Origin of the sequence: Gilvimarinus japonicus (genome assembly GCF_042847215.1) — a bacterium.
Taxonomy (GTDB): Bacteria; Pseudomonadota; Gammaproteobacteria; order Pseudomonadales; family Cellvibrionaceae; genus Gilvimarinus; species Gilvimarinus japonicus.
Map to the genome: position 1 here is coordinate 3,564,077 of NZ_AP031500.1, position 22,345 is coordinate 3,586,421.

16 protein-coding genes and 1 tRNA gene are annotated in these 22,345 nt (G+C 52.9%); 2 read left to right on the top strand and 15 right to left on the bottom strand.

Annotated features, from left to right (window positions below; translation table 11 throughout):
* Window positions 1–110: 110 nt before the first annotated feature.
* The 5 genes from ACGHAD_RS15080 to doeB2 form a co-directional block, all read right to left on the bottom strand.
* Window positions 111–1,553, bottom strand: a complete 1,443-nt coding sequence (locus ACGHAD_RS15080; RefSeq protein ID WP_382417714.1) for a diguanylate cyclase — start codon at window positions 1,551–1,553, stop codon at window positions 111–113.
* A 102-nt stretch (window positions 1,554–1,655) separates the two neighbouring features.
* Window positions 1,656–3,017 carry an aldehyde dehydrogenase family protein gene (locus tag ACGHAD_RS15085; RefSeq protein ID WP_382417712.1) on the bottom strand — a complete coding sequence of 454 codons (1,362 nt, stop codon included), beginning with the start codon at window positions 3,015–3,017 and terminating at the stop codon, window positions 1,656–1,658.
* Window positions 3,018–3,024: 7 nt separating this feature from the next.
* Window positions 3,025–4,320, bottom strand: a complete 1,296-nt coding sequence (gene doeA, locus ACGHAD_RS15090; RefSeq protein ID WP_382417710.1) for an ectoine hydrolase — start codon at window positions 4,318–4,320, stop codon at window positions 3,025–3,027.
* Window positions 4,317–5,591, bottom strand: coding sequence for an aspartate aminotransferase family protein (locus tag ACGHAD_RS15095; protein WP_339615625.1), 1,275 nt, complete (start codon window positions 5,589–5,591; stop codon window positions 4,317–4,319). Before ACGHAD_RS15095 ends, doeA begins: the two co-directional genes overlap by 4 nt.
* A gap of 63 nt (window positions 5,592–5,654) precedes the next feature.
* Window positions 5,655–6,821 (bottom strand): N(2)-acetyl-L-2,4-diaminobutanoate deacetylase DoeB2, encoded by a 1,167-nt coding sequence (doeB2, locus tag ACGHAD_RS15100; protein ID WP_382417708.1) that lies wholly within the window; start codon window positions 6,819–6,821, stop codon window positions 5,655–5,657.
* Window positions 6,822–7,144: 323 nt separating this feature from the next.
* On the opposite strand from doeB2, the gene ACGHAD_RS15105 reads away from it, so the two are divergent.
* A complete protein-coding gene (locus ACGHAD_RS15105) occupies window positions 7,145–8,155 on the top strand; it encodes a sulfite exporter TauE/SafE family protein (RefSeq protein WP_382417706.1) in 1,011 nt (336 codons plus the stop codon).
* 50 nt (window positions 8,156–8,205) lie between these two features.
* On the opposite strand, the gene ACGHAD_RS15110 is transcribed toward ACGHAD_RS15105, so the two are convergent.
* From ACGHAD_RS15110 to ACGHAD_RS15155, 10 genes are all read right to left on the bottom strand, one after another.
* Entirely contained in the window at window positions 8,206–10,173 is a 1,968-nt protein-coding gene (locus ACGHAD_RS15110; protein WP_382417704.1) for a PKD domain-containing protein, read from the bottom strand.
* A 296-nt stretch (window positions 10,174–10,469) separates the two neighbouring features.
* Window positions 10,470–11,816 (bottom strand): sugar MFS transporter, encoded by a 1,347-nt coding sequence (locus tag ACGHAD_RS15115; RefSeq protein WP_339615621.1) that lies wholly within the window; start codon window positions 11,814–11,816, stop codon window positions 10,470–10,472.
* A 302-nt stretch (window positions 11,817–12,118) separates the two neighbouring features.
* Window positions 12,119–14,269 carry a polyribonucleotide nucleotidyltransferase gene (gene pnp, locus ACGHAD_RS15120; protein ID WP_382417701.1) on the bottom strand — a complete coding sequence of 717 codons (2,151 nt, stop codon included), beginning with the start codon at window positions 14,267–14,269 and terminating at the stop codon, window positions 12,119–12,121.
* 96 nt (window positions 14,270–14,365) lie between these two features.
* Window positions 14,366–14,635 (bottom strand): 30S ribosomal protein S15, encoded by a 270-nt coding sequence (rpsO, locus tag ACGHAD_RS15125; RefSeq protein WP_339615619.1) that lies wholly within the window; start codon window positions 14,633–14,635, stop codon window positions 14,366–14,368.
* A gap of 199 nt (window positions 14,636–14,834) precedes the next feature.
* Window positions 14,835–15,782, bottom strand: coding sequence for a tRNA pseudouridine(55) synthase TruB (truB, locus tag ACGHAD_RS15130; RefSeq protein ID WP_382417699.1), 948 nt, complete (start codon window positions 15,780–15,782; stop codon window positions 14,835–14,837).
* Window positions 15,782–16,165, bottom strand: a complete 384-nt coding sequence (gene rbfA / locus ACGHAD_RS15135; protein WP_339615617.1) for a 30S ribosome-binding factor RbfA — start codon at window positions 16,163–16,165, stop codon at window positions 15,782–15,784. The genes truB and rbfA overlap by 1 nt, the downstream gene beginning before the upstream one ends.
* A 120-nt stretch (window positions 16,166–16,285) precedes the next feature.
* Entirely contained in the window at window positions 16,286–18,976 is a 2,691-nt protein-coding gene (gene infB / locus ACGHAD_RS15140; RefSeq protein ID WP_382417696.1) for a translation initiation factor IF-2, read from the bottom strand.
* Window positions 18,977–19,030: 54 nt separating this feature from the next.
* Entirely contained in the window at window positions 19,031–20,512 is a 1,482-nt protein-coding gene (nusA, locus tag ACGHAD_RS15145) for a transcription termination factor NusA (protein ID WP_339615615.1), read from the bottom strand.
* A 42-nt stretch (window positions 20,513–20,554) separates the two neighbouring features.
* On the bottom strand, window positions 20,555–21,010 hold the full coding sequence (gene rimP / locus ACGHAD_RS15150) for a ribosome maturation factor RimP (RefSeq protein WP_339615614.1): 456 nt from the start codon (window positions 21,008–21,010) through the stop codon (window positions 20,555–20,557).
* A 479-nt stretch (window positions 21,011–21,489) separates the two neighbouring features.
* Window positions 21,490–21,566, bottom strand: a tRNA-Met gene (locus ACGHAD_RS15155).
* 345 nt (window positions 21,567–21,911) lie between these two features.
* Here ACGHAD_RS15155 and ACGHAD_RS15160 point away from each other — a divergent pair.
* Entirely contained in the window at window positions 21,912–22,331 is a 420-nt protein-coding gene (locus tag ACGHAD_RS15160; RefSeq protein ID WP_382417693.1) for a DUF4399 domain-containing protein, read from the top strand.
* The last annotated feature ends 14 nt before the right edge of the window (window positions 22,332–22,345 follow it).

Consider the following 22,345-nt stretch of genomic DNA (forward strand, 5'->3'; position numbering starts at 1 on the left):
CGACTCCTTAAGGTTATGGTTGAGGCAAGCTTAGCAGCTAAAAACCTCAATGTAACCCGTTACACACCCATCTTTACGTATATTAGGCGTTTGCGAAAACTCACCGTTGGCTAAGCCTGCACACCGACCCGGTTACGTCCGTCCCGCTTGGCGCTATAGAGCGCACGATCAACCCGGTCCACCAAGGCATTAAGCGACTCATCGGGCCGCTGCACCGTCACCCCCAAGCTAACGGTTACCCGGACCAAGTCGCGTCCAAACCGAAACTCGTGGGCTTCCACCACCGCGCGAATCGACTCGGCCACCTCGGTGGCACGCTTTAGATCGCAATCTTCTAGTAGCAATAAAAACTCTTCGCCACCCCAGCGGCACAACGTATCCGTATCGCGGACGCAGGATGAGGCAATCGAAGAAACCGTACGAATCACCTCGTCACCACATTGGTGACCATAGGTATCATTGATATTTTTAAAGTGATCCAGATCCATACTCGCCAATGCTACCGAGGTGTGACGTCGCCGCGCGCCTTTAACCGCGCGACTAAAAACAATATCAAACACTTGGCGACTGGCGGCGCCGGTGAGCTTGTCTTGGGTAGCCATTTGCTCAAGCCTGCGCTGATATCCGCGCAGCGTAAAATAAGCTATCAGCAACACAATAACGGTAATCGCCAGCGATACCAGCACGTTAATAATCAGCGCGCGCTCAATGCGCTGGGCGGCCGGGTCGTTGACCTGCTCGACAATTAAATACCAATCAAACTCAGGCACCAAGCGGCTATTAAGGTAAATTTTATTGCCATCTTTGGCGTTATACGCGACCGATGCACTGGGGCTTGTCAAAACACGCACAAACAAACGGTCGAGCCCCGCTTTGTTCTTTAAGCGCATGGCGTCATTAAAACCGCTGCCGTGCAGAGTGACCTGCCCCTCGCGATCGACAAAATAAATTTTGCGCCCATAGCGCTCTTGGTAGTCTTCTATCAGTGCCATCACCGACGCTACCGACAAGCCAACTCCGGTAACCCCCACCAGATTGCCCTGATCGTCGAGCACGCGGTAATTAACAAAAATACTTAGGCGGGTGCGGTCCGCAGTATCGTGATCGACGTTAATCTCGTAATCTTCCGATAATCCGCGAGCACGAAAGTACCAATCGTCATCGGGATTAGTCGCATCGACCTGCTTAAGAACACCGCTAGGATGGTAGTAATTGCGCGTTTGCTCCGAGACAAAAAACGCGGTGATGGTGTCGTACTTACTTTGAATGCGGCCGAGGTACTCGGCGATTTTTTGCGGGTCGCGCTCACCCTCGGTAACCCAGCGAGTCACGAAGGTATCGTGAGCCATCAACGACGAAATAAGTAACGGCTGGAGCAAGTCGCGCTGGATTTCAGAGTAAATATTGTCGCTGGTCAGCGGTAACATTTGCTCTTGGAGCTGCGTGGCAACCGAGTCTTTGGCGACAAAATAACTGACTAAACTAGTGGCCAAAAAACCCGACACCAGCAGCAAGCAAAGTGCTGATACAAAAAATAATTTGCGCTGTACCATTTATAGATCCGAGTCAGGGGCGGCCGTGGCGTTAAAAACAACACATGATACCACAACCGGTCGACGCCATAGGAGCCAGAGTCGGCCCCTATGCAATCCGCTCTAACCCACCCAGACCTGCTTAGCGTTTACAAACTCTTTAATGCCGTGCGGACCGAGCTCGCGGCCATAGCCCGAGCGCTTGATACCGCCGCTGGGCAAGCGCGGATCGGTTTTAACGATACCGTTAATCGCCACTTGGCCGGCGTTTATGCGCCCGGCAACCTCCTGTGCTGCCTTGCTATCCGCCATCCACAAGGCGGCACCTAAACCAAACTCGGTATCGTTGGCTATACTGACCGCCTGCTCTAAGTCGGCCACCGGAGCCACGGCCATGACTGGCCCAAAGGTTTCTTCACGAAACGCACACATGTCAGAGGTGACATCGGCCAACAAGGTTACCGGATAAAAATAACCGTCACCGGCGGGCAGCTCGCCACCCAGCAAACAACGGGCCCCGGCATTAATAGTTTCACTCACCTGGCGGTGCAGGTTTTGTCGTAAATCATCGCGGGCGATAGGCCCAACATCGGTCGTATCGAGGGCCGGATCACCTAACGTTAATGCCGCCAACCGGGTGCGCAGCATCTCCAAAAACTCGGGGTAGATGCTTTGCTCAACCAAGATGCGCTTGGCCGCAATGCACGACTGACCTGCGTTGATAATACGCGACAGCACCGCAATATTCGCGGCCTTTTCTAAGTCGGCATCGGCCATAACGATACAAGGGTCGGAGCCGCCCAACTCTAACACCGCCGGTTTAATCTCGCTGCCGGCCACCGCCGCCACCTTGGCACCGGCGCCGGCGGAGCCGGTAAAGGAGACCGCCATGATGCGCGGATCGCGAATAGCCGCCTCTGCCAGCGAGGTTTCGATGGGCAAATTAACCATGATGTTGGCCGGCGCACCGGCAGCGGCAAACGCATCGGCGATGGCTTGCGCGCTAGCCGGCACATTAGGGTCGTGCTTCATCACACAGGTGTTACCGGCCATTAGCGCCGGGGCCAAATAACGAAACGCCAACCACAATGGTGCGTTCCAAGGCAAAATCCCCAGCAATGTTCCCAACGGCTGATAACGCACGTAGCTTACGCTCGCATCGGATGCCAGCGTCTCGGCCGCCAAAAAATCTTCGGCGTTGTCGGCATAAAACTCCGCACACACGGCGGCCTTTTCGACCTCGGGGCCGCCCTCTTTAATCGGCTTACCCATTTCATCGGCCATCAGCTTGGCAATGGCTGGCTTTTGCTCGCGCAGCTTTTTGGCAACAGCGCGCAACACCTCGGCGCGCTCGGCAAAACTTTTAGCTTTCCAGGAGCTGAACGCGGCACTCGCGTCGCCGATTCGCTCGCTCATTGCCGCTTGATCAAGTGCAGGGTAATCGGCAATCTTGTTCCCGGAATAAGGGTTCGTAGCAGTTAACATAAAGTCCTCACTGGCTGTCGTGTTGAGCATCATCGGGGGCTGCGCTGTGCGGTTTATCAGCGCTTTTGTCTTTCTCATTTTTTGATGCACTTTTACTTTTTCGCGAGCTGGAAAGCTGCGCTACCGACCCCGCGCCATGCTCGGGCTTAACAGAAAAATTTTGATCCATGCTAAAGAAGGACTCACAGCCCTCAGAGGTAATATAAATGGTATCGGAGGTACCGCAGGTTTTGTCACCATCGACGCCCCACATCCAAGGGATAATATGAAATGTCATACCCTCTTGCAGTATGGTCGACTCGCCCTGTTTTAAACTGACGATATAGCCCTCATCCCAACTGGGAGGAAACGCAATACCGATGGAGTAACCCGAGCGAGTCACCAAGCGTGCACCGACGTCATTGTCAGAAATAATATTGCGCACTAAATTATCCGCATCCGACACGGTCATTCCCGGTTGAAAATTCTCATGCACGGCGGCCAGAGCCTGCTTCATTTTCTCTTGCGCTTTGTACATAGAGTCGGACAAGTTGCCCATCACCACGGTACGCATCATGGCGGTGTGATAACGGCGATAACAGCCACCAACCTCTAAAAACACATGCTCGCCAGGTTGCACAACGCGTCCCTCCCACGTGGCGTGCCCGATCATCGAACGCGGGCCGGAGGTAACGTAGGGCATAACGGCGGGCGGCTCGCCACCGGCGCGAAACATCCCGGAGCTAATAGCCGCGCCGATTTCATTCTCGGTAGCGCCCGCTTCACAGGCGGCAATGCCCGCTTGCATGCCAGCTTCTGTGGCCGTTGCCGCACGTCGCATTAAATCAATCTCGACGGGCGACTTACAAATGCGCCCTTGCTCGACGATACCAAAGCAGTCCAATAACTTACCGTCGGTTAAGGTAGTGTGGACAAAATCTTGCTGGTACGCCGGAAAGAAATAGCTATTGCGCTCGTAGCCGATACGTTTATTCGCCAAACCAAACGAGCGCAGTGCATCCACCAGCATTTGAATGGCGTCCCCCGTATCTGGGTAGGGTCGCGTGCGCTCGACCCAAGTACGGGCGATAATATTGGACTCTTCCATCGCCCGGGTAATCATAAAAGGCTCATCTTCTAGCGGCACCACCAACGCCTGAAAAAATGAATACCCAGTCGTTTGATAATCCGTAAGGTACATAATATTTTCAGGATCGGTTATCACCACCGCGTCTAAATGCCGCTGCTGAATACGTGTGCGCAGCTCGCTCAAGCGACGCTCGTACTCCTCAAACGGAAACGTCATATCATCCCGCTGTCTCATGCTGCCACCTCCATCACCTTTTTAGTGTGGGTCACTAACGTTTCCAAACCTTGCTGTAAATCAGCGTCGGGGATGGTAAGCGGTGGAATTAATTTAACGACGCGCCCACCAGAGCCGCAGGCAGACACGAGTAAACCATCGGCAAAGCACGCGGCAACAATCGCTTTGGCACGTTCACCGTTACCGACGTCTACGCCATAAATCATCCCGGTACCGCGTATTTGCACATCGTCAAAGGTGCTCTCAAGCGGTGCGATGGCTTCATGCATGACCTTGCCTTTGGCGAGAACCGTTTGCATAAAACTGTCGTCTTCAAAGTAACTGAGCGCTTCGGCGCCTGCCACAAAACTCAGGCCCTGGCCGCGGAAAGTACCGGTGTGCTCACCGGGCTTCCAGTGTTTATCCACCTCGGGTTTGACTAAGTTCATCGCCATAGGCGTACCCCACCCACCAAGGCCTTTGGCAAGGCACACCACATCTGGATCTAGGTCTAAGGTATCAAAACTAAAATAGCTGCCGGTGCGTCCACAACCGGCCTGAATGTCATCGATAATAAAGAGCGAGCCTACCTCTTTAGCGAGCGCTTGCAGATCTTGCAGCCATTTTTTATCGGCAACATTAACGCCGCCCTCGGCCTGAATGGTCTCGACCATAAAAGCCGCCGGGGGCAAAATACCGCTTGAACCATCGCGGTACAACGCGCGCAGTTCATCGATCACATCTTTGCCGTTGCTTAGCGGGTTGTCGGCGGTGTGTTTGTCAGCACCAAATGGGTAATGCGACACATGGTTCAGCGGGACACCGGCAGCGCCGCGAAAAGCTTGGTTTGCAGTACAGGCAAGTGCCCCCAACGTCATCCCGTGAAAACCGTGGGTAAACGCGACAATGTCGGTGCGCCCGGTGGCACGGCGTGCAATTTTAAGCGCGGCCTCAACCGAGTTAGTGCCGGTGGGCCCCATAAATTGCATTTTATGGGGCATACCGCGCGGCTCTAAAATCGTTTTGGTAAAACGTTCCATAAAACGGCGCTTGGCAGTGCTGTGCATGTCCAGACTGTGCGTCACTCCGTCGGCGTTAATGTAATCAATGACTGCTTTTTTCATACGCTCGTTGTTGTGGCCAAAATTTAGTACCCCAGCACCGGCAAAGAAATCGATGTATTCATTGCCTTGGTCATCCGTCTGTCGCGCATTACTCGCTGTGTCAAACACAACGGGGTAAACGCGGCAATAGCCTCTTATTTCGGATTCGCGCTGTTCAAATATGCTCATACTCGTCTCCTTAAAAGTGCCTTGGCACAACACGTCGGCTGGTGCCAACGATCAAAATAAAATTTACGGTAGCGGCGCGCCCACAAGTTGGGCGTATAACCGCACCACAGGTTCAAGCAAGCGGTCATTAAAATCGTAGTGTGAACTGTGACAGGGATCGGCGTGGCCAATTCCGTCATCGGCGCCGATTAACGCAAAAGCGCCCGGGACTTCTTGCAGGTAATAACTAAAGTCTTCGGAGGCCATAATGGGAAGGCGGGTGGGGGTATCGAGCGCATCATCACCATACAGCGCCCGCCAGCTGTCGCGTACCGCAGCCGCTGGCTCTGGGTGGTTAATGGTCGGGTTATAGCGCGGCATGATCTCTACCTCGCACTCAACCCCATAACTCGCTGCCGTTTGTTGTGCAATGTCAGTAATCAGCTGATTGACTGCATCGCGAGCCGCAGTATCGGATACACGAATACTGCCACCAATCACGGCTTGCTCGGGAATCACTGTCGCGGCCGCGCGCGCGTCAATCGAGGTGACGCTGACCACACAGGTTTGCTGCGGCGCCAAACGGCGGCTCACCACTTGTTGTAAAGCTAAAGTAATAGCACTGGCCGCCAACACCGGGTCGCGGCAAAGCTCTGGCTGACTGGCGTGCCCACCTTTGCCGTGCACCGTAATGTGGAAGGTGCCGTTGCCACACATGACGATCCCGTCTGGGCACACCAGCTTGCCAAACCCGATGGCTGGCCAGTTGTGCCAGCCGTAAATACAGTCGACGCCATCCAACGCGCCATCGTCAATCATTTTTCGGGCGCCGTGGCCGCCCTCTTCGGCGGGCTGGAACAGCAAGGTAACCGGACCGGGCAGTTGCGCTTCAACGTGCTTGAGCCACGCGGCAGTGGCCATAAGTGCCGCAGTATGACCATCGTGTCCGCACGCGTGCATGCAACCGGGCACTTGGGATTGCCACTCGACCGCCGACTGCTCGTGAATCGGCAACGCGTCGATATCTCCCCGCAACGCCACTGAGCGCACGCCTGCGCCCTTAGCACCGGAGTTTAGCCAAGCTACTGTTCCGGTGCCCGCGCAAGCACGCCAGCGGATGTCGAGACGATCGAGCTCGGCACGAATGCGCTGTGCCGTGTTGTGCTCTTGCCAGCCAAGTTCGGGCTGAGCGTGTAACTCATGGCGTAATTGCTGTGCAAATGCCAGAGTCTGGTGCCAATAGGTCGACATACCTCTCCTTTCAGATCGGCCCGATTTCAGGCAACCGAGCAATAGAGCGCACGAATAAGTGCACCGTTAAAACGCGCAGGCGAGCCATAACCTCACGCTTTCTCTCATACTAGTTGCTAGGCAAGGGTTGTTCCAATCACACACGCACGCCACTGGCCGCCTCATGCCGCCAATCACAGTACAACCTACATTACTCACCAGGCAATGTGTAAATATGACAAGCGGCCTATCAATACCCCCAGATGCCTAAGCCCTAAAGATAACGTATCATAGCGCCCACTGTAGACCGTCCTCTTGAACCTACCTGGAGCACTAAGCAAGCTATGTCAATCCAACCTAAACCACGCCCCCACTTATGGGTATGGTTGCTCTGGCTAGTCATTTTTTATGGTGTGTGGCTGTTTTTGATTCAAGCGGAGGGTGCTTGGGCCGCTGCTAAAGATCATTGGCCCATTGCGCTGGCGATGGCCATAGGTAGCTACGCGGCAGGCTCTACCCCCATGGGTGGCGGTACCGTAGGGTTTCCGGTGCTGGTGCTACTATTTGATCTACCCGCAAGCTTGGGGCGCGACTTCAGCTTTGCCGTACAGTCCATCGGCATGGTCAGTGCCAGCATCTTTATTTTCGCTCGCCGCCAACCGCTCGCCTGGCCGATATTAAAAGGCGCAATGCTCGGCGCCTTAATCGGCACACCGATCGGCATTGTTTTTATTGCCCCGTTTGTCGCCGACCTTTGGATCAAAATTATCTTTGCCGTTCTCTGGGGCAGCTTTGGCCTATTGCACCTATACCGCATCGATGAAATTGCCGGTCACAGCGGCATGACCGACTTTAACGAGCGCTGGGATATTCGCTTAGGCTTAATGCTGGGCATATTATCCAGTGCGCTGGCCGTGGCCGTTACCGGCGTCGGTATCGATATGGTCATTTACGCCGCACTAGTGCTGTTGTGCCGCGCCGATTTAAAGATCGCCATCCCAACCTCGGTGGTCATTATGGCCATGAACTCTATTTACGGAGTGGTAATAAAAAGCGCACTGGGAAACTGGCAAGAGGGCGTGTACGAAAACTGGCTTGCTGCCGCTCCAGTAGTGGCACTGGGAGCCCCTCTGGGAGTCTTTATCGTTGGGCTGATTGGCCGAAAGCCTACACTGCTAGTCGTTGCCGCCTTGTGCGTTGGACAGTTTATCTGGACTTGCTTTTCGGAGTATCAAGCACTTGGCTGGTTGGGTGTTCTCGGCGCAGTCGCCGCTGTAGCGATTTGTTTGCTCGGCTTTGAAAAACTGCGGGCTTGGGGCGCAGTGTTGGTGGGTCAATCGAAAGAAAATGTTTGAATGTATGAAAAGGCACACGCTCATTGAGCGCGTGCCTTTATCTACCAGCTTTACATACTTACTTGCGTTAACTGCACTTTCGTGCCGGACTGCATATCAATACTATAAATTAAGTCACGATTTAGCGATTTAGCGACAATGTACATTCTCTGATAGTCACCACTAAAGACCATGTCAGCAGCCCCAGCTCCATTGGGAAACACGCCATCAACCACACTCACCACCTCCCCGCTTACAATATTTATCTCAGAGAGGGTGTTTTTCACCTGAGACAATACATAAACCTTATCGCCAAGTTCATTCGCAATTAAGTTAAGCGCTGTATCTGCAGTGATAGGTCCAGCGGCTAATTCTCCTAAGTTTGCAACTGAGCGAGAATAGGTTTCTTCACCCCTAAAGTCTAAACCAACAAGATCAATGCCGTTTGAGGTCTGCTGAGCAATCACGGCTTCATCGTCCAATCCCGTCCATACGATATGCTGTGGAATACCAATAGCGACATCTGTGGTTGCCCCATCAGCGACAATTTCCCACTCACCAGTAATCACATCCATCGACACGACTTTCGAGCCAATTACATCAGTAATATACAACAAACCATCAGTAGCAATCGCCAAACTGGCTGGCTGATTCAACACACTATTTTCATCAACCTGATACAAAGTGCTCAACGTCATCGATTCCAAATTAACTTTCAACACAACACCGGAAGGCCCCTCCTCACCTTCATAATAACCACTAATAAGGAGCGTCGCTGCATCTTGACTCAAAGCCATATCAGTAACAACTGGCAAAATCGTATCGTTCAATTGCTCAAACTCCATAGCAGTTTCTGCTACATCACCAGTTACCAAGTCAGCAAGTGCAATCCTTATCGAATTGTCGTCCTCGCCCTGCGCAAGTATCCACGCCATATCACTCATCGGGTCAGGAACAACTGCAACTGGGCTCGACCACGCCTCTCCATATTGAGACTCAGCTGGTCCCGAGCGGAACAGCTTCGACTGCATATAACTGGAGCGACCTTCATCATCCACGGCAGCAATCGTAATATCAATTACATTAGTTTGAGTGTCGGTTAATAAACCATTAACGCGCCAGTGACCATCGTCACTCACAACGGCAATAATCGAGTCTATCGCAGAACTTACCGTTACTTGCTCAACTGTAGCGCCATCAAATGCCTCCACTTGACCATAGGCGGCGATCGCCTCCCCGTCAAAACCGCTATTTGAAGGGGGAAAGTCTAATGAGATTTCTGGAGAGTTCTCCTGAATCAACACTACTGTAACATTATCTGACGAGCTCACACCGTCGTTATCAACTGCGGACAACTGAAACACATAACGATCTTCACCTAGCCCACCCTCCACGGCAGGAAGGTTAAACTGAGGCATTAATGTGTTGGCATCTTCAATAACAACTGGCGTACCTTCCAGCTGCTCCCAGCTGAACGACTCGACGGAGCCGTCCACGTCATATGTGTTAGCGCTGAGCGTCACCCGTGATGGCTGCGACAACACCTGTAACGCACCCGCATTAACAACTGGCGCCTGATTAACTCTCAGCACCGTGTACAAAACTGTATCCGACATGGAGGCGCCGTCATCGTCTTCGACCGATGCCTCAAATGAAAGTAACTGCTCCGCTGCCGCACCGGTTGATGGAGCTGTAAACTCAGCCTCACCGTTTCCACGAAGCCGCAAGGCCACGCTCGGCCCCGCCACCTGACGCCACAATATTGCACCTAGCTCGCCATCACTATCACTTGCCACTGCCTGCAATGTAACTCGCTCCCCTGCTGACACCGATGCATCTTCGCCAGCATCAACTATAGGAGGATTATTTACTGCCGGCTCAGAACTACTCGAGCCGCCCCCCACCGAGCTGACAGCTGACGATGAACTACTCGACACTGAACTAGAGTCATTACCACCGCCACAACCCACCATCGTTAAGACCGCAAGCACAGCCGTCAACTTCATTAACCCAAGACCTGATACCGTTTTAGTGCTCATGCCGATTTCTCCTGTTTTTTGTAATATGCTAAGGACATAAGCAGAGACCATGCCAGACCGGAATTCACTTTAGATTCAATAACTTGAAAACAAAAACACTAAATCGATGGCCCCGTCTTAAAAAAAAGGGAGAATTTTTTGGCAAGTTTACATTTGGCTGTCGCAGTTAAATCGCACGAAAGTAACACCCAAGCGGGAATCAAAACTGCGCAACCATCACTGGCGGATACTATAAAGGCGCAAACAAAAAAGCCCGGCATAAGCCGGGCAAAAAGTAATCTTAACGGGCGACCAAACTATTTCCAGCGGGTAAGCTTGTGACCTTTAACCGCGTAAAACAAGATATACAAATAAGCGGGAATAGAAACCACATAAGCCAGCTGGCCGTCACCCGTATCGGCAAAGTGACCGTAGATGGGTGGCAGCACAGCGCCACCGGCAATACCCATAATTAACAGCGCTGCGCCCTTACTGGTGTACTTACCGAGCCCCTGCAATGACAGAGGCCAAATGGCGGGCCAGCACATAGCATTGGCAAAACCGAGCAGCGCCACAAAGTAAACGGCGTTGGGAATCTCAGGCATACCAAATAGGCTAAGCGTTGCGGCGGACATAACAGTGCTTTGCAGCGATCCCGTCATCACGCAAACAGTAAAAATAATGCCCAAGATAGCGGAGCACATCAACGCAGTTTGCTGGCTGATATAGCGAGGAATAGCCACCACTCCAGCTAAATAACCAATTACCATAAAGATCATAGTGTAAGAGGTGAGCATTGAACTGACCGAACTACTAAGACCGGCTTGCTTTCCCAATAAGCCGATGGCATCGCCAGCAATTACTTCTACACCGACATAAAAAAACAGTGCCAAAGCCCCCAACACTAGATGCGGGAACTGAAACACGCCCGACAAGCGAATATCACCCTCTTCCTGCCCCTCTAGGACCTCGTCTTCAATGTCAGGGATGGGAGCAAACAGCATCGCGACACCTAACACCGCCAGAACAATGGCCATACCTACGTAGGGAGAAACCAACTGAGCTGCCAACTCATGCAGCTTTGCATCGCGTGCGCTCTCAGACAGTGCCGCCAGCTCCACGTCAGACACGCCGCTAATACCAGACAACACCAGCGCCGAGAAAACGATAGGAGCGACCACACCTGCGCCTTTATTAAGCAGGCCCATCACACAGATACGTACCGCAGCAGACTCAGGAGGACCAAGTTTTACAACATAAGGGTTAGACGCAGTTTGCAAAATTGTAAGGCCCGTACCGACGACAAACTGCGCCAGTAGGAAGACGCTAAAATGACGACCATAAGCCGCAGGGATAAAAACCAGTGCGCCGACGGCGACGATAAACAAACCAATCGCCATACCGTTTTTGTAGCCAGTACGTTCGATAATATACGCCATAGGCATCGCCATGACGGTGTAGGCGGCATAAAAAGCTGAGGCGACTAGCATCGCTTGAAAAGCCGTCAAATCACAGATTGTTTGTAAAAATGGAATTAATGCGCCATTTAGCCAAGTGACAAAGCCAAATATGAAAAATAGGCCTGCCACAATAGCCATGGGAATCAATACGCTATGACTAGATTGGGGTGACGCAGGAGTCGCAGCGACGGTTTCGTTACTCATAAAGGTACCTGTACGTTCCAGTGCCCCAGGGCATCACCGCCAGTGGGGAAACATCGTTATTGTTAAAACTTATCTACGGGCGTGTATCTCGCCTTTTAGTATAGTGACTTATTTGTCTCACTAAAGAGACAATATCCGCTAAAGACAACGTTGTCAAACCTTTCTGCAATACCCTTCACCACGTAGGTACTCCCTGTTATTGTCCGACTCCAGCTCATTAGTGCCAAACATAGACGACGATTTATATAGAGGCATAAAAAAGCCGCCCGAAGGCGGCTTTTCACGCTAAGCGACAAAAACAATTACGACTCTGTTTTTGGCTCTTCTTGCGCCACAGGCTCAGCGTCGCCGCCTTGCTCTGCTTTTTGATCGGCGATGGCTTCTTTAATAGACAGCTTGATACGACCACGCTGATCCACGTCCAGACACTTCACCTTCACCACTTGGCCTTCTTTCAAGTAATCGCTTACAGCGTTAACACGCTCTTCGGCGATTTGCGAGATGTGCACAAGGCCATCTTTACCGGGTAAGAAGTTAACAAACGCACCAAAGTCGACGATGCGAACCACGGTACCTTCGTAGGTGGCGCCAATCTCGGCTTCGGCGGTAATACCTTCGATCTTATCAACGGCCGCTTGCAGCGCTGCGCCGTCAACGGCGTAGATCTTAACAGTACCATCGTCGTCGATGTCCACAGAGGCACCGGTCTCTTCGGTAATCGAGCGAATAGTAGCGCCGCCTTTACCGATGATGTCACGAATTTTATCTGGATTAACTTTGATGGTTTCAAAGCGTGGCGCATTGTCGCTCACGGTATCGCGCGATACAGAAAGCACTTTGTTCATCTCATCGAGGATGTGCAAACGAGCCTGCAGGGCCTGCTCCAATGCAATCTCCATGATCTGCTCAGTGATACCTTCAATCTTGATATCCATTTGCAGCGCCGTGATACCGCTAGAGGTACCGGCCACTTTAAAATCCATGTCGCCCAGGTGATCTTCATCGCCCAAAATATCGGTCAAAACAGCGAATTTCTCGTCGTCTTTAACCAGGCCCATGGCGATACCAGCAACAGGCGCCTTAAGCGGTACACCGGCATCCATTAGTGCCAATGACGAGCCACATACAGAGGCCATCGAGCTAGAACCGTTAGACTCGGTAATCTCGCTCACAACACGCAAGGTGTAAGGGAAAGACTCCAGTTCAGGTAAAACGGCGGCAATACCACGACGCGCCAAGCGGCCGTGACCGATTTCACGACGACCAGTGCCACCCATACGGCCGGCTTCGCCCACGGAGTAAGGAGGGAAGTTGTAGTGCAGCATGAAGGGGTCTTTACGCTCGCCTTCCAGGGCATCGATGATCTGTGCATCGCGAGCGTTGCCCAAGGTAGCAACAACAATAGCCTGCGTTTCACCACGGGTAAACAGCGCCGAGCCATGAGCTTTACCCAGCACACCGACTTCAACGTCGATCGCACGAACGGTTTTAGCGTCGCGGCCATCAATACGAGGCTCGCCGGCCACAATGCGGCTGCGAACAATGGATTTCTCGACTTTGGCAAAGACTTTTTTAACGTCGTCTTCGCTGTACTCAGAGCCTTCTTTAGCCAGCTCGGCAACCGCCTGATTGCGCAGCTCGCCCAAACGATCATAGCGTTTAGCTTTATCGGTAATGCGGTAGGCAACGCCGATAGATTCAGCAAAATCGCGCTCAAGCGCAGCCACTAAATCAGTCTTCTCTGGCGCAGGCGCCCACTCCCAGGTTGGCTTGCCAGCGTCGCGGGCGAGCTCAGCACAAGCCTGAACAACTGCTTGCATCTCTTGGTGAGCATACAGTACCGCACCCAGCATAATGTCTTCAGGCAGTTCGTTAGCCTCTGACTCAACCATCAATACCGCATCTTTTGTACCGGCTACAACCATGTCTAACTCAGAAGTGCTTTGCGCTTCATAGTTAGGGTTTAACAGGTAACCGCCGTCGGTGGTGTAACCAACGCGCGCCGCACCAATTGGGCCGCTAAACGGAATACCCGATACCGCCAGTGCCGCAGAAGTACCAATCATTGCCGCAATATCTGGGTCGGTGGTTTTGCAGGTAGACATAACGGTACAAACCACCTGCACTTCGTTCATAAAGCCGTTCGGAAACAGCGGACGAATGGGGCGGTCAATTAAGCGTGAGGTCAGGGTTTCTTTTTCGGTCGGGCGACCTTCGCGCTTAAAGAAGCCACCGGGGATTTTGCCGGCAGCGTACGCTTTTTCAATGTAGTGCACAGACAGCGGGAAAAACGGCTGATCTGGCTTGGCCTCTTTGGCGCCAACCACAGTAACCAATACTGCGGTTTCGCCCATAGTCACCATAACCGCACCGGTAGCCTGACGCGCGATGCGTCCGGTTTCCAGAGTTACGGTTTGATCACCATACTGGAATTTCTTAATAATCGGATTCACTCTTCTATCCTTTTTTGCGTTTGCTTGCTCTACGCAGCTTGTCGGTCAAATATGGTGTACAACAAAAAAGTGCCCGCATAAGCGGGCACAGTGCAATTAGCGACGCAGACCCAGTTTTTGAATCAGTGCAGCGTAACGGCTGGTATCTTTACCCTTAAGGTAGTCCAGCAGCTTACGACGCTGGTTTACCATGCGGATCAAACCGCGACGGGAGTGGTGATCTTGTTTGTGGCCGGCGAAGTGACCTTGCAGCTTGTTGATGTTGTGGGTCAACAGTGCAACTTGTACTTCAGGAGAACCAGTATCACCTTCAGCTTGTTGATACTCTTTTACAATTTCAGCTTTATCAGCAGCACTTAGTGCCATAATCATATCCTCATTCAATATGCGTGATTTACAGCCATACCCGTGCATATTTACAGGTAGGCCAAGGTTATCACTAGCAAGATCGCTTACTAGCAAGGCTATCTGCTGGGCAGATAGTAGCCCCAGTCCGTAGACAAGGGATTTACCGACAAATCGGTAAATTCGAAAGCGCTTATATTACGCCTGCACAATCAACCGCTCAGCTTGCGCTAGCGGGGTTTGCGACTAAACGTTTAGGGGCGACACGGCCCTCATCAATGGTGGCAACGCCTAAAAATTGGCCACTTTCACAAAAGACACGCACCATATCACCTTCTTCGCCCGTGCGGTAGACCTGAGCATCCATTACCGGGTTTCCCAAACGGAAATAATAGGCGCTAGACTCGGGCAAGGTCAGCGCCGCCAGGGCTGCAACGGGCGTGTCAGTGGGGAGCAAGTGGTGATCCAGCAGCTCGGACAAACCGTCTCCGCGCTCGGCATTCAGCTCATCGACGGTAACGCACTGAGACTCATCAAACGGCCCTGTAGCCGTGCGGCGCAAGGCGCTAACGTGGCCACCGCACTCGAGAGCCTCGCCTATATCCTCGGCCAGCGAGCGAATATAAGTACCTTTGCTGCACTTAACGTCCACATCGATCTCAGCGCGCTCGCCAGGCCGAAACGCCAGTAGCTCAAACTCGTAAATAGTCACTTGCCGAGCCTTGCGCTCGACCTCGATGCCTTGGCGCGCCAACTTATACAGCGGTTGACCGTTTTGCTTCAGGGCCGAATACATCGGCGGGACCTGATCAATCTCGCCATTCAGCGCCTGTATAGCCTTAAGCACCTCGGCCTCAGTAACATGCGCGGCGCTGAGGGTTTCTAGCACTTCGCCCTCGGCGTCTCCCGTGGCGGTTTTTTCGCCCAGCACAAAGGTCGAACGGTAGCGCTTATCGGCATCCAGCAAAAACTGGCTAAATTTGGTGGCCTCGCCAAAACACACCGGCAACACCCCAGTCGCCAGCGGATCTAAGCTACCGGTATGGCCGGCTTTAGCGGCAAAAAACAAGCGCTTGGCGCGCTGCAGGGCATGGTTGGAGCTTACGCCTAAAGGCTTATCCAACAACAATACGCCATCAACGGCCCGGCCTTTACGTCGACGCGCCATTATTCGCTCTCGTCGTCTGACTTGGCTTTATCGGCGGCCACCGCACGGTCAATCAGCGAGGACAACTCTTGGCCACGCACCGAGGTGTGATCATAATAAAACTGCAGCTTGGGCACCGTGCGCATGTTGAGCTCTTTAGCCAACATAGTGCGCAAAAAGCCCGACGCCTTGTTAAGCACGCTAACGCTGGTCCGGCTCTCGTCTTCATCGGCACCTACCAAAGTCACATAGACTTTAGCGTAGGCCATATCACGAGTGACTTTGACATCGTTGATATTGACCATCCCCACACGGGGATCGCGAACTTCTTGCTGAATCATATTCGCCAAGTAACGCTGAATCGCATCACCAACGCGGTCGGAACGGGTAAATTCTCTAGGCATGGGTATACCTGCTCAATGAGTGCGACAGATGAGCCGCCATAAAAGAATAAAGGGCGCCTCTATAAATAGAGACACCCTGAAGGGCACTTCGCAGTGCCGGGCGAAGCGGTATCGCGGCTATTACAGCTCGCGAGCCACCTCTTTAACTTCAAAGACTTCGATTTGATCGCCGACTTTAACATCGTAGTTTTTCACACCGATGCCACACTCCATGCCGTTGCGCACATCGTTAACGTCGTCTTTAAAGCGGCGCAAAGACTCGAGTTCGCCTTCAAAAATAACCACGTTATCGCGCAGAACACGAATAGGCTTGTTACGGTGCACAGTGCCTTCCGTCACCATACAGCCGGCCACCTGGCCAAACTTAGGCGAACTAAACACTTCACGTACATCGGCAATACCAATGATTTCTTCGACACGCTCAGGATCAAGCATACCGGACAGCGCGCTTTTCACTTCATCCAGCAATTGGTAAATAATGCTGTAGTAGCGAATCTCAACGCTCTCTTGCTCGGCCATACGACGAGTGCCGCTGCCGGCGCGAACGTTAAAGCCCAAAACAATGGCGTTAGCGGTCAAGGCAAGGTTAATATCGCTATCGGTAATACCACCGACACCCGATGACACCACTTGCACTTCAACCTCTTCGTTACCAATATCGCCTAGCGAGGCAATAATCGCCTCCAGCGAGCCGCGCACATCAGCCTTAACAACCACCGGCAAGACTTTCTTCTCGCCGCCGTCCATGCCGGCAAACATGTTTTCAAGCTTGGCTGCCTGTTGGCGCTGCATGCGATCGGCACGCTCTTTCTCAGTGCGATACTCGGCCATTTCGCGTGCTTTGCGCTCATCACTCAGCACCACAAAGTCGTCACCGGCGCTAGGCGCGGCATCAAGACCAAGAATCTCTACCGGCGATGATGGGCCGATTTCTTTCACTTGCTGACCTAGCTCGTTAGTGGCGGCGCGGACGCGGCCATAGCTTTGGCCGGCTAACACTAAGTCACCGTGCTTCAAGGTACCTTGCTGTACCAACAAGGTGGCAACCACGCCGCGGCCTTTATCGACCCGCGACTCAACTACCACGCCGCGCGCTGGCGCATCGACAACGGCTTTAAGCTCTAGCAATTCAGCTTGCAATGAAATCGCTTCCAGCAATTCATCAATCCCGGCACCCGAGTGTGCCGACACCTGAACAAACTGCGTATCGCCACCCCAATCTTCCGGAACAACACCCTTGGCAACCAGCTCGTTTTTAACGCGATCCGGATCGGCGCTTTCTTTGTCGCATTTGTTAATCGCAACAACCATTGGCACACCGGCCGCTTTGGCGTGGTTGATGGCTTCTTCGGTCTGTGGCATAACGCCGTCATCGGCGGCCACCACCAAAATCACCACATCTGTACACTGGGCACCGCGAGCACGCATAGCGGTAAACGCGGCGTGACCGGGGGTATCCAAAAAGGCAATTTCACCCTGGCTGGTTTTAACCCGGTAAGCACCAATATGCTGAGTAATACCACCGGCTTCGCCGGAGGCGACTTTCGCTTTACGAATATAATCGAGCAGCGACGTTTTACCGTGATCGACGTGTCCCATAACGGTGACGACTGGTGCACGCGGGTGCTCTTCACCTTCCACCTTAATGTTTTCTTCGAGGTGGATCTCGATGTCGTTCTCGCTCACAAGCTTAGCGCTATGGCCCATCTCTTCGACCACAAGCTGGGCGGTTTCTTGATCCAGCGGTTGATTAATAGTGGCCATAACGCCCAGCTTCATCAGCTGCTTAATCACATCACCGGCTTTAACGTTCATGCGCTGAGCAAGCTCAGACACAATAATCGTTTCGGGTACTTCCACCTCGTGCGTCATTTTTTGCGTGGGCCTCTTAAAGCCGTGTTGATTAGACGCTTTGTGCGCCGCACGTGCGGCTTTACGCCGTGCCATAAACGCCTGATCGACATCATCGTTAGCCATTTCATACAAATCGGCTTTAGATGATTTCTTCGGACCCATGCCTTTCTTGCCGGCTTTGCCCGCACGCTTTGCGCGCGGGTTATCGTCGTCATCAAAACTGGTACCCCGGCGCTCTTTTTTGCGGCCGTGTTTAGTATCTGGCTTGCCCGCACCAGGCGCTTCAGGCGCTGCCGGTGCCGCAGGCTTAGCGGCGGGCTTAGGCTTGGCCGGTGCCGCTTCAGCGGCGGCTTTTTCGGCCGCTTTCGCATCTTCAATTTGTCGCAACTGCGCTTCGCGCGCGGCCTCTTCCGCCTTGCGGCGCTCTTGTGCAGCCTGACGCTTCTCTTCAATATCATCCACAAACGAGCTGCGTTGCGGCGGCGTTGGCTCGACCACAGGCTCGGGCTCTGGAGCAGGCTCCGGCTCAGGTTCCGGCACAACTTCAGGCTCAGGCGCTTCGACAACAGGCTCTGGCGCCGCAACCGCCTCAGGCGTTTCTACCGGCGTATCGACTACTGCCTCTTCGGCCGGCTCGTCTTCCAACAAGTCGGCAGGCTTGCGCTTGACGTAGGTGCGTTTTTTGCGCACTTCAACATTTACCGTCTTACGTCCACTGCCACTACCCGTTTTGAGGGTTGTGGTGGTTTTACGCTTGAGAGTAATTTTGCTCGGCTCTTCTGACGCCGAATCGCCGTGGCTGGTCTTTAAATAGGCCAGCAACTGCTGTTTTTCTTCATCAGAGACCAATGCATCCTCAGCGGTATGCGTCAGCCCGGCTTCCTGCATTTGCTTCAGCAGTCGCTCAACGGGAGTACCCACTGATTTGGCGAGTTCGCTAACTTTTACTTCTGCCATTTCATATCCTCAGTTTCGTATGTTGCCCACAACACCAATCATTGCTACTGGCGCTTAGGCAAACCAGGGCTCTCGGGCTTTCATAATCAATGCCGCAGCGCGCTCTTCATCCAAGCCGTCAATCCCCAAAAGATCATCCATCGCCTGCTCGGCGAGATCTTCCATGGTGACGATGCCACGACTGGCCAATATTACAGCCAACTCTTTATCCATACCTTCCATATTCAACAGGTCATCGGCCGGCGCTGCACCTTCGAGCTGCTCCTCCGATGCCAGCGCTTGAGTCAGCAGCGCGTCTTTAGCGCGCGCCCGCAGCTCTTCGGCCACGTCTTCGTCAAAACCTTCAATGGAGGCAATTTCCTCCAGCGGTACGTAAGCGACTTCTTCGATGGTGGTAAAGCCTTCTTCAACCAACACCTCAGCGACGTCTTCATCCACATCCAGCGCATTCATAAACACCTGAATGTAACCGCCGGTCTCGGCCTGCTGTTTTTCTTCCCAGTCGGCAATGCTCATCACATTGATCTTCCACTGAGTCAGCTCGCAAGCCAAACGCACATTTTGCCCGCCGCGACCAATGGCCATAGCAAGATTCTCTTCTGCCACGGCTAAGTCCATCGAGTTGCTGTCTTCGTCAACCACAATAGACTCGATCTCGGCCGGCGACATGGCGTTAATGACAAACTGCGCTGGGTTATCGTCCCACAAGACAATATCAACTCGCTCATTGCCCAGCTCGTTAGAGACGGCCTGCACTCGCGAACCGCGCATACCGACACAAGCACCAACGGGGTCGATACGGCCATCGTTGGTATTAACGGCAATTTTGGCTCGCAAGCCTGGATCGCGGGCGGCGCCTTTCATTTCGATAATACCTTCCGAAATTTCTGGCACTTCGATCTTAAACAGCTCGACCAGCATCTCTGAGCACGAGCGGCTTAAAAACAATTGCGGCCCGCGCGCTTCCGAGCGAACATCTTGCAACAGTGCACGCACTCGATCGCCCATGCGGAAAATCTCGCGGCCCACCAGCTGATCGCGCGGCAGCAACGCCTCGGCATTATTGCCCAAATCGACAATAATGCTATCGCGCGTCACTTTTTTAACCGTACCGCTTACCAGCTCACCCACGCGATCGAGATACTCATCAACCATTTGCGCGCGCTCGGCTTCGCGAACTTTTTGCACAATAACTTGCTTGGCGGTTTGCGCGGCAATACGACCAAACTCGACGTTTTCAATTTTTTCGCGATGAATATCACCGATCTGCAAGTTGGGATCTGCCTCGGCCGCTTCTTGCGTGGTTAACTGGGTGCCCAGCTCGGCCAGTACATCGTCGGCAACCACTTCCCAGCTACGGTAGGTGTCGTAGTCCCCAGTGGCGCGATCGATAGTCACCTCAATGGTCGAGTCTTCATCAAAACGCTTTTTGGTGGCCATGGCCAAAGCGCTTTCAATCGCCTCAAAAATTACGTCCTTTTCTACGCCTTTCTCGTTGGATACCGCGTCGGCGACCAGCAAAATTTCTTTGTTCATGAGTTTGCCTCGTTCAACTCCTGGGCTAATCAAATCGTCTGATTAGAACTGGGGGACAATATTCGCTTTTTCAATCGAGTCTACCGGCAGCAGATACTCTTCATTATCCACTACCACGACGACATCACCATCTTCGATGCCGATCATTTTTCCTTTAAATTTACGTCGCCCATCAAAAGGCACACGCAAACGAACCGCAATTACTTCGCCGATATAACGCTGAAATTGCTCTAGCGTATAAAGCGGACGATCCATCCCCGGAGACGACACCTCTAAGTTGTACTCGCCGGCAATAGGGTCTTCAACATCCATCAAACTACTAATCTGACGACTGACTTTTTCACAGTCTTCTAACGCAACACCGCCTTCTTTATCGATGTAAACGCGCAACACTTTACCGGGGCCACTGGTCATATACTCGACGCCCCAAAGTTCGCACTCCAGCGCGGTAACCACGGGCGCAAACATCGCTAACAACTGCTCTTCTTTCGACGCCATAACTGCCCCCGACAACACTGATTACACAAAACGATTTAAATGAACATGTAGCGCCACCACAGTGCGGCGCTAAAATGGCAGCGGGTCAACCCCGCAAGTCGCCCGCAAGTCGGGAGGCGCAGAGCAGTCAATTTTCAGCGCGGGGGACGCCCCAGCCCAGAAACAAAAAATGGGCCCTAGGCCCACCTTGACATCTACACCACCGATAAAAGTGGCAGTGGCACGCCACTGATTTTTAGGTACAAAAAAGCCCCAGACAGGGGCTTTTAGGATTGCGCAAACTCAGCGCAATGATCATTACATGCCTGCTTATAACAATGTACAAACAACACTAACGATCTGTATTTCCAGCAGCCCCGGCAAGCTGCCTGCACGCAAAAACGTAACGTGCCGACTATTGCTTAATTAAGCGTCTAGTCAAGTTTAACGATATTTTTACGGGATAAACACCCCTTTCAAAACAACGCCAAACTGTAATTTGGTAGCGGGGGCTGGATTCGAACCAACGACCTTCGGGTTATGAGCCCGACGAGCTACCAGGCTGCTCCACCCCGCATCATCAACTCGCTTCCGGGTATTCCCTGAACCGAGGTGGCGCATTATAGGGAGCACTTAGGCATCGGTCAAGCCCGATTCCAAAATACTTTTAAAATACCGGTAGTTAGCTCACTTAGCCGGCAATCTGGCTATAAGCTAACCGCATGACGCCCAATATGACAGAGCAAGCTTGTCGGCCTATAATCAACTCCACAACAAATGACACCAATATGTGTCAGCATATGCCGCAACCGAAGCCTCCGACGAGCCACAACAAAGGCACGTCACACTCAGCAGTAGTCATGTTCAAAAACACACCCTCCACCGGAGGGGCATTTCACAACATTATGACAGAGGTAAACCTATGCTAATCGCAAAACTAAAGCCCCAACTCATTGGCTTGTCCCTCGCCAGCGCGTTACTCAGCAGCGCTGTGCTGGCCGCCGAGCCCAGCGTCTACTTTATTGAGCCCAGCGATGGCGCCGTCGTCTCGAGTCCGGTAACGGTAAAGTTTGGCCTCAGTGGTATGGGCGTAGCACCCGCGGGTGTCGAGCGCGACAACACCGGCCACCACCACCTACTGATTGACTTAGACGAAGCCCCCGATCTAAGCAAACCCATTGCCGCCGATGCGCACCACAAGCATTTTGGTGGCGGGCAAACCGAGACCACCCTAGAGCTAGCACCGGGTGAGCACACACTGCAACTACTGCTGGGCGATTACCTGCATCGCCCACACAAAACACCCGTCATGTCAGACAAAATTACCATTACCGTCAAGTAATAAGCGCGTTAAGA

Excerpts from the sequence above, each read along its gene's own strand:
- doeB2 (WP_382417708.1), bottom strand. The coding sequence starts at position 6,821 with ATGTCGACCTATTGGCACCAGACTCTGGCATTTGCACAGCAATTACGC.
- ACGHAD_RS15085 (WP_382417712.1), bottom strand. The coding sequence starts at position 3,017 with ATGTTAACTGCTACGAACCCTTATTCCGGGAACAAGATTGCCGATTAC.
- rbfA (WP_339615617.1), bottom strand. The coding sequence starts at position 16,165 with ATGCCTAGAGAATTTACCCGTTCCGACCGCGTTGGTGATGCGATTCAG.
- infB (WP_382417696.1), bottom strand. The coding sequence starts at position 18,976 with ATGGCAGAAGTAAAAGTTAGCGAACTCGCCAAATCAGTGGGTACTCCC.
- ACGHAD_RS15115 (WP_339615621.1), bottom strand. The coding sequence starts at position 11,816 with ATGAGTAACGAAACCGTCGCTGCGACTCCTGCGTCACCCCAATCTAGT.
- nusA (WP_339615615.1), bottom strand. The coding sequence starts at position 20,512 with ATGAACAAAGAAATTTTGCTGGTCGCCGACGCGGTATCCAACGAGAAA.
- doeA (WP_382417710.1), bottom strand. The coding sequence starts at position 4,320 with ATGAGACAGCGGGATGATATGACGTTTCCGTTTGAGGAGTACGAGCGT.
- ACGHAD_RS15160 (WP_382417693.1), top strand. The coding sequence starts at position 21,912 with ATGCTAATCGCAAAACTAAAGCCCCAACTCATTGGCTTGTCCCTCGCC.
- truB (WP_382417699.1), bottom strand. The coding sequence starts at position 15,782 with ATGGCGCGTCGACGTAAAGGCCGGGCCGTTGATGGCGTATTGTTGTTG.
- rimP (WP_339615614.1), bottom strand. The coding sequence starts at position 21,010 with ATGGCGTCGAAAGAAGAGCAGTTGTTAGCGATGTTTGCGCCCGTGGTT.
- ACGHAD_RS15080 (WP_382417714.1), bottom strand. The coding sequence starts at position 1,553 with ATGGTACAGCGCAAATTATTTTTTGTATCAGCACTTTGCTTGCTGCTG.
- rpsO (WP_339615619.1), bottom strand. The coding sequence starts at position 14,635 with ATGGCACTAAGTGCTGCTGATAAAGCTGAAATTGTAAAAGAGTATCAA.
- ACGHAD_RS15095 (WP_339615625.1), bottom strand. The coding sequence starts at position 5,591 with ATGAGCATATTTGAACAGCGCGAATCCGAAATAAGAGGCTATTGCCGC.
- ACGHAD_RS15110 (WP_382417704.1), bottom strand. The coding sequence starts at position 10,173 with ATGAGCACTAAAACGGTATCAGGTCTTGGGTTAATGAAGTTGACGGCT.
- ACGHAD_RS15105 (WP_382417706.1), top strand. The coding sequence starts at position 7,145 with ATGTCAATCCAACCTAAACCACGCCCCCACTTATGGGTATGGTTGCTC.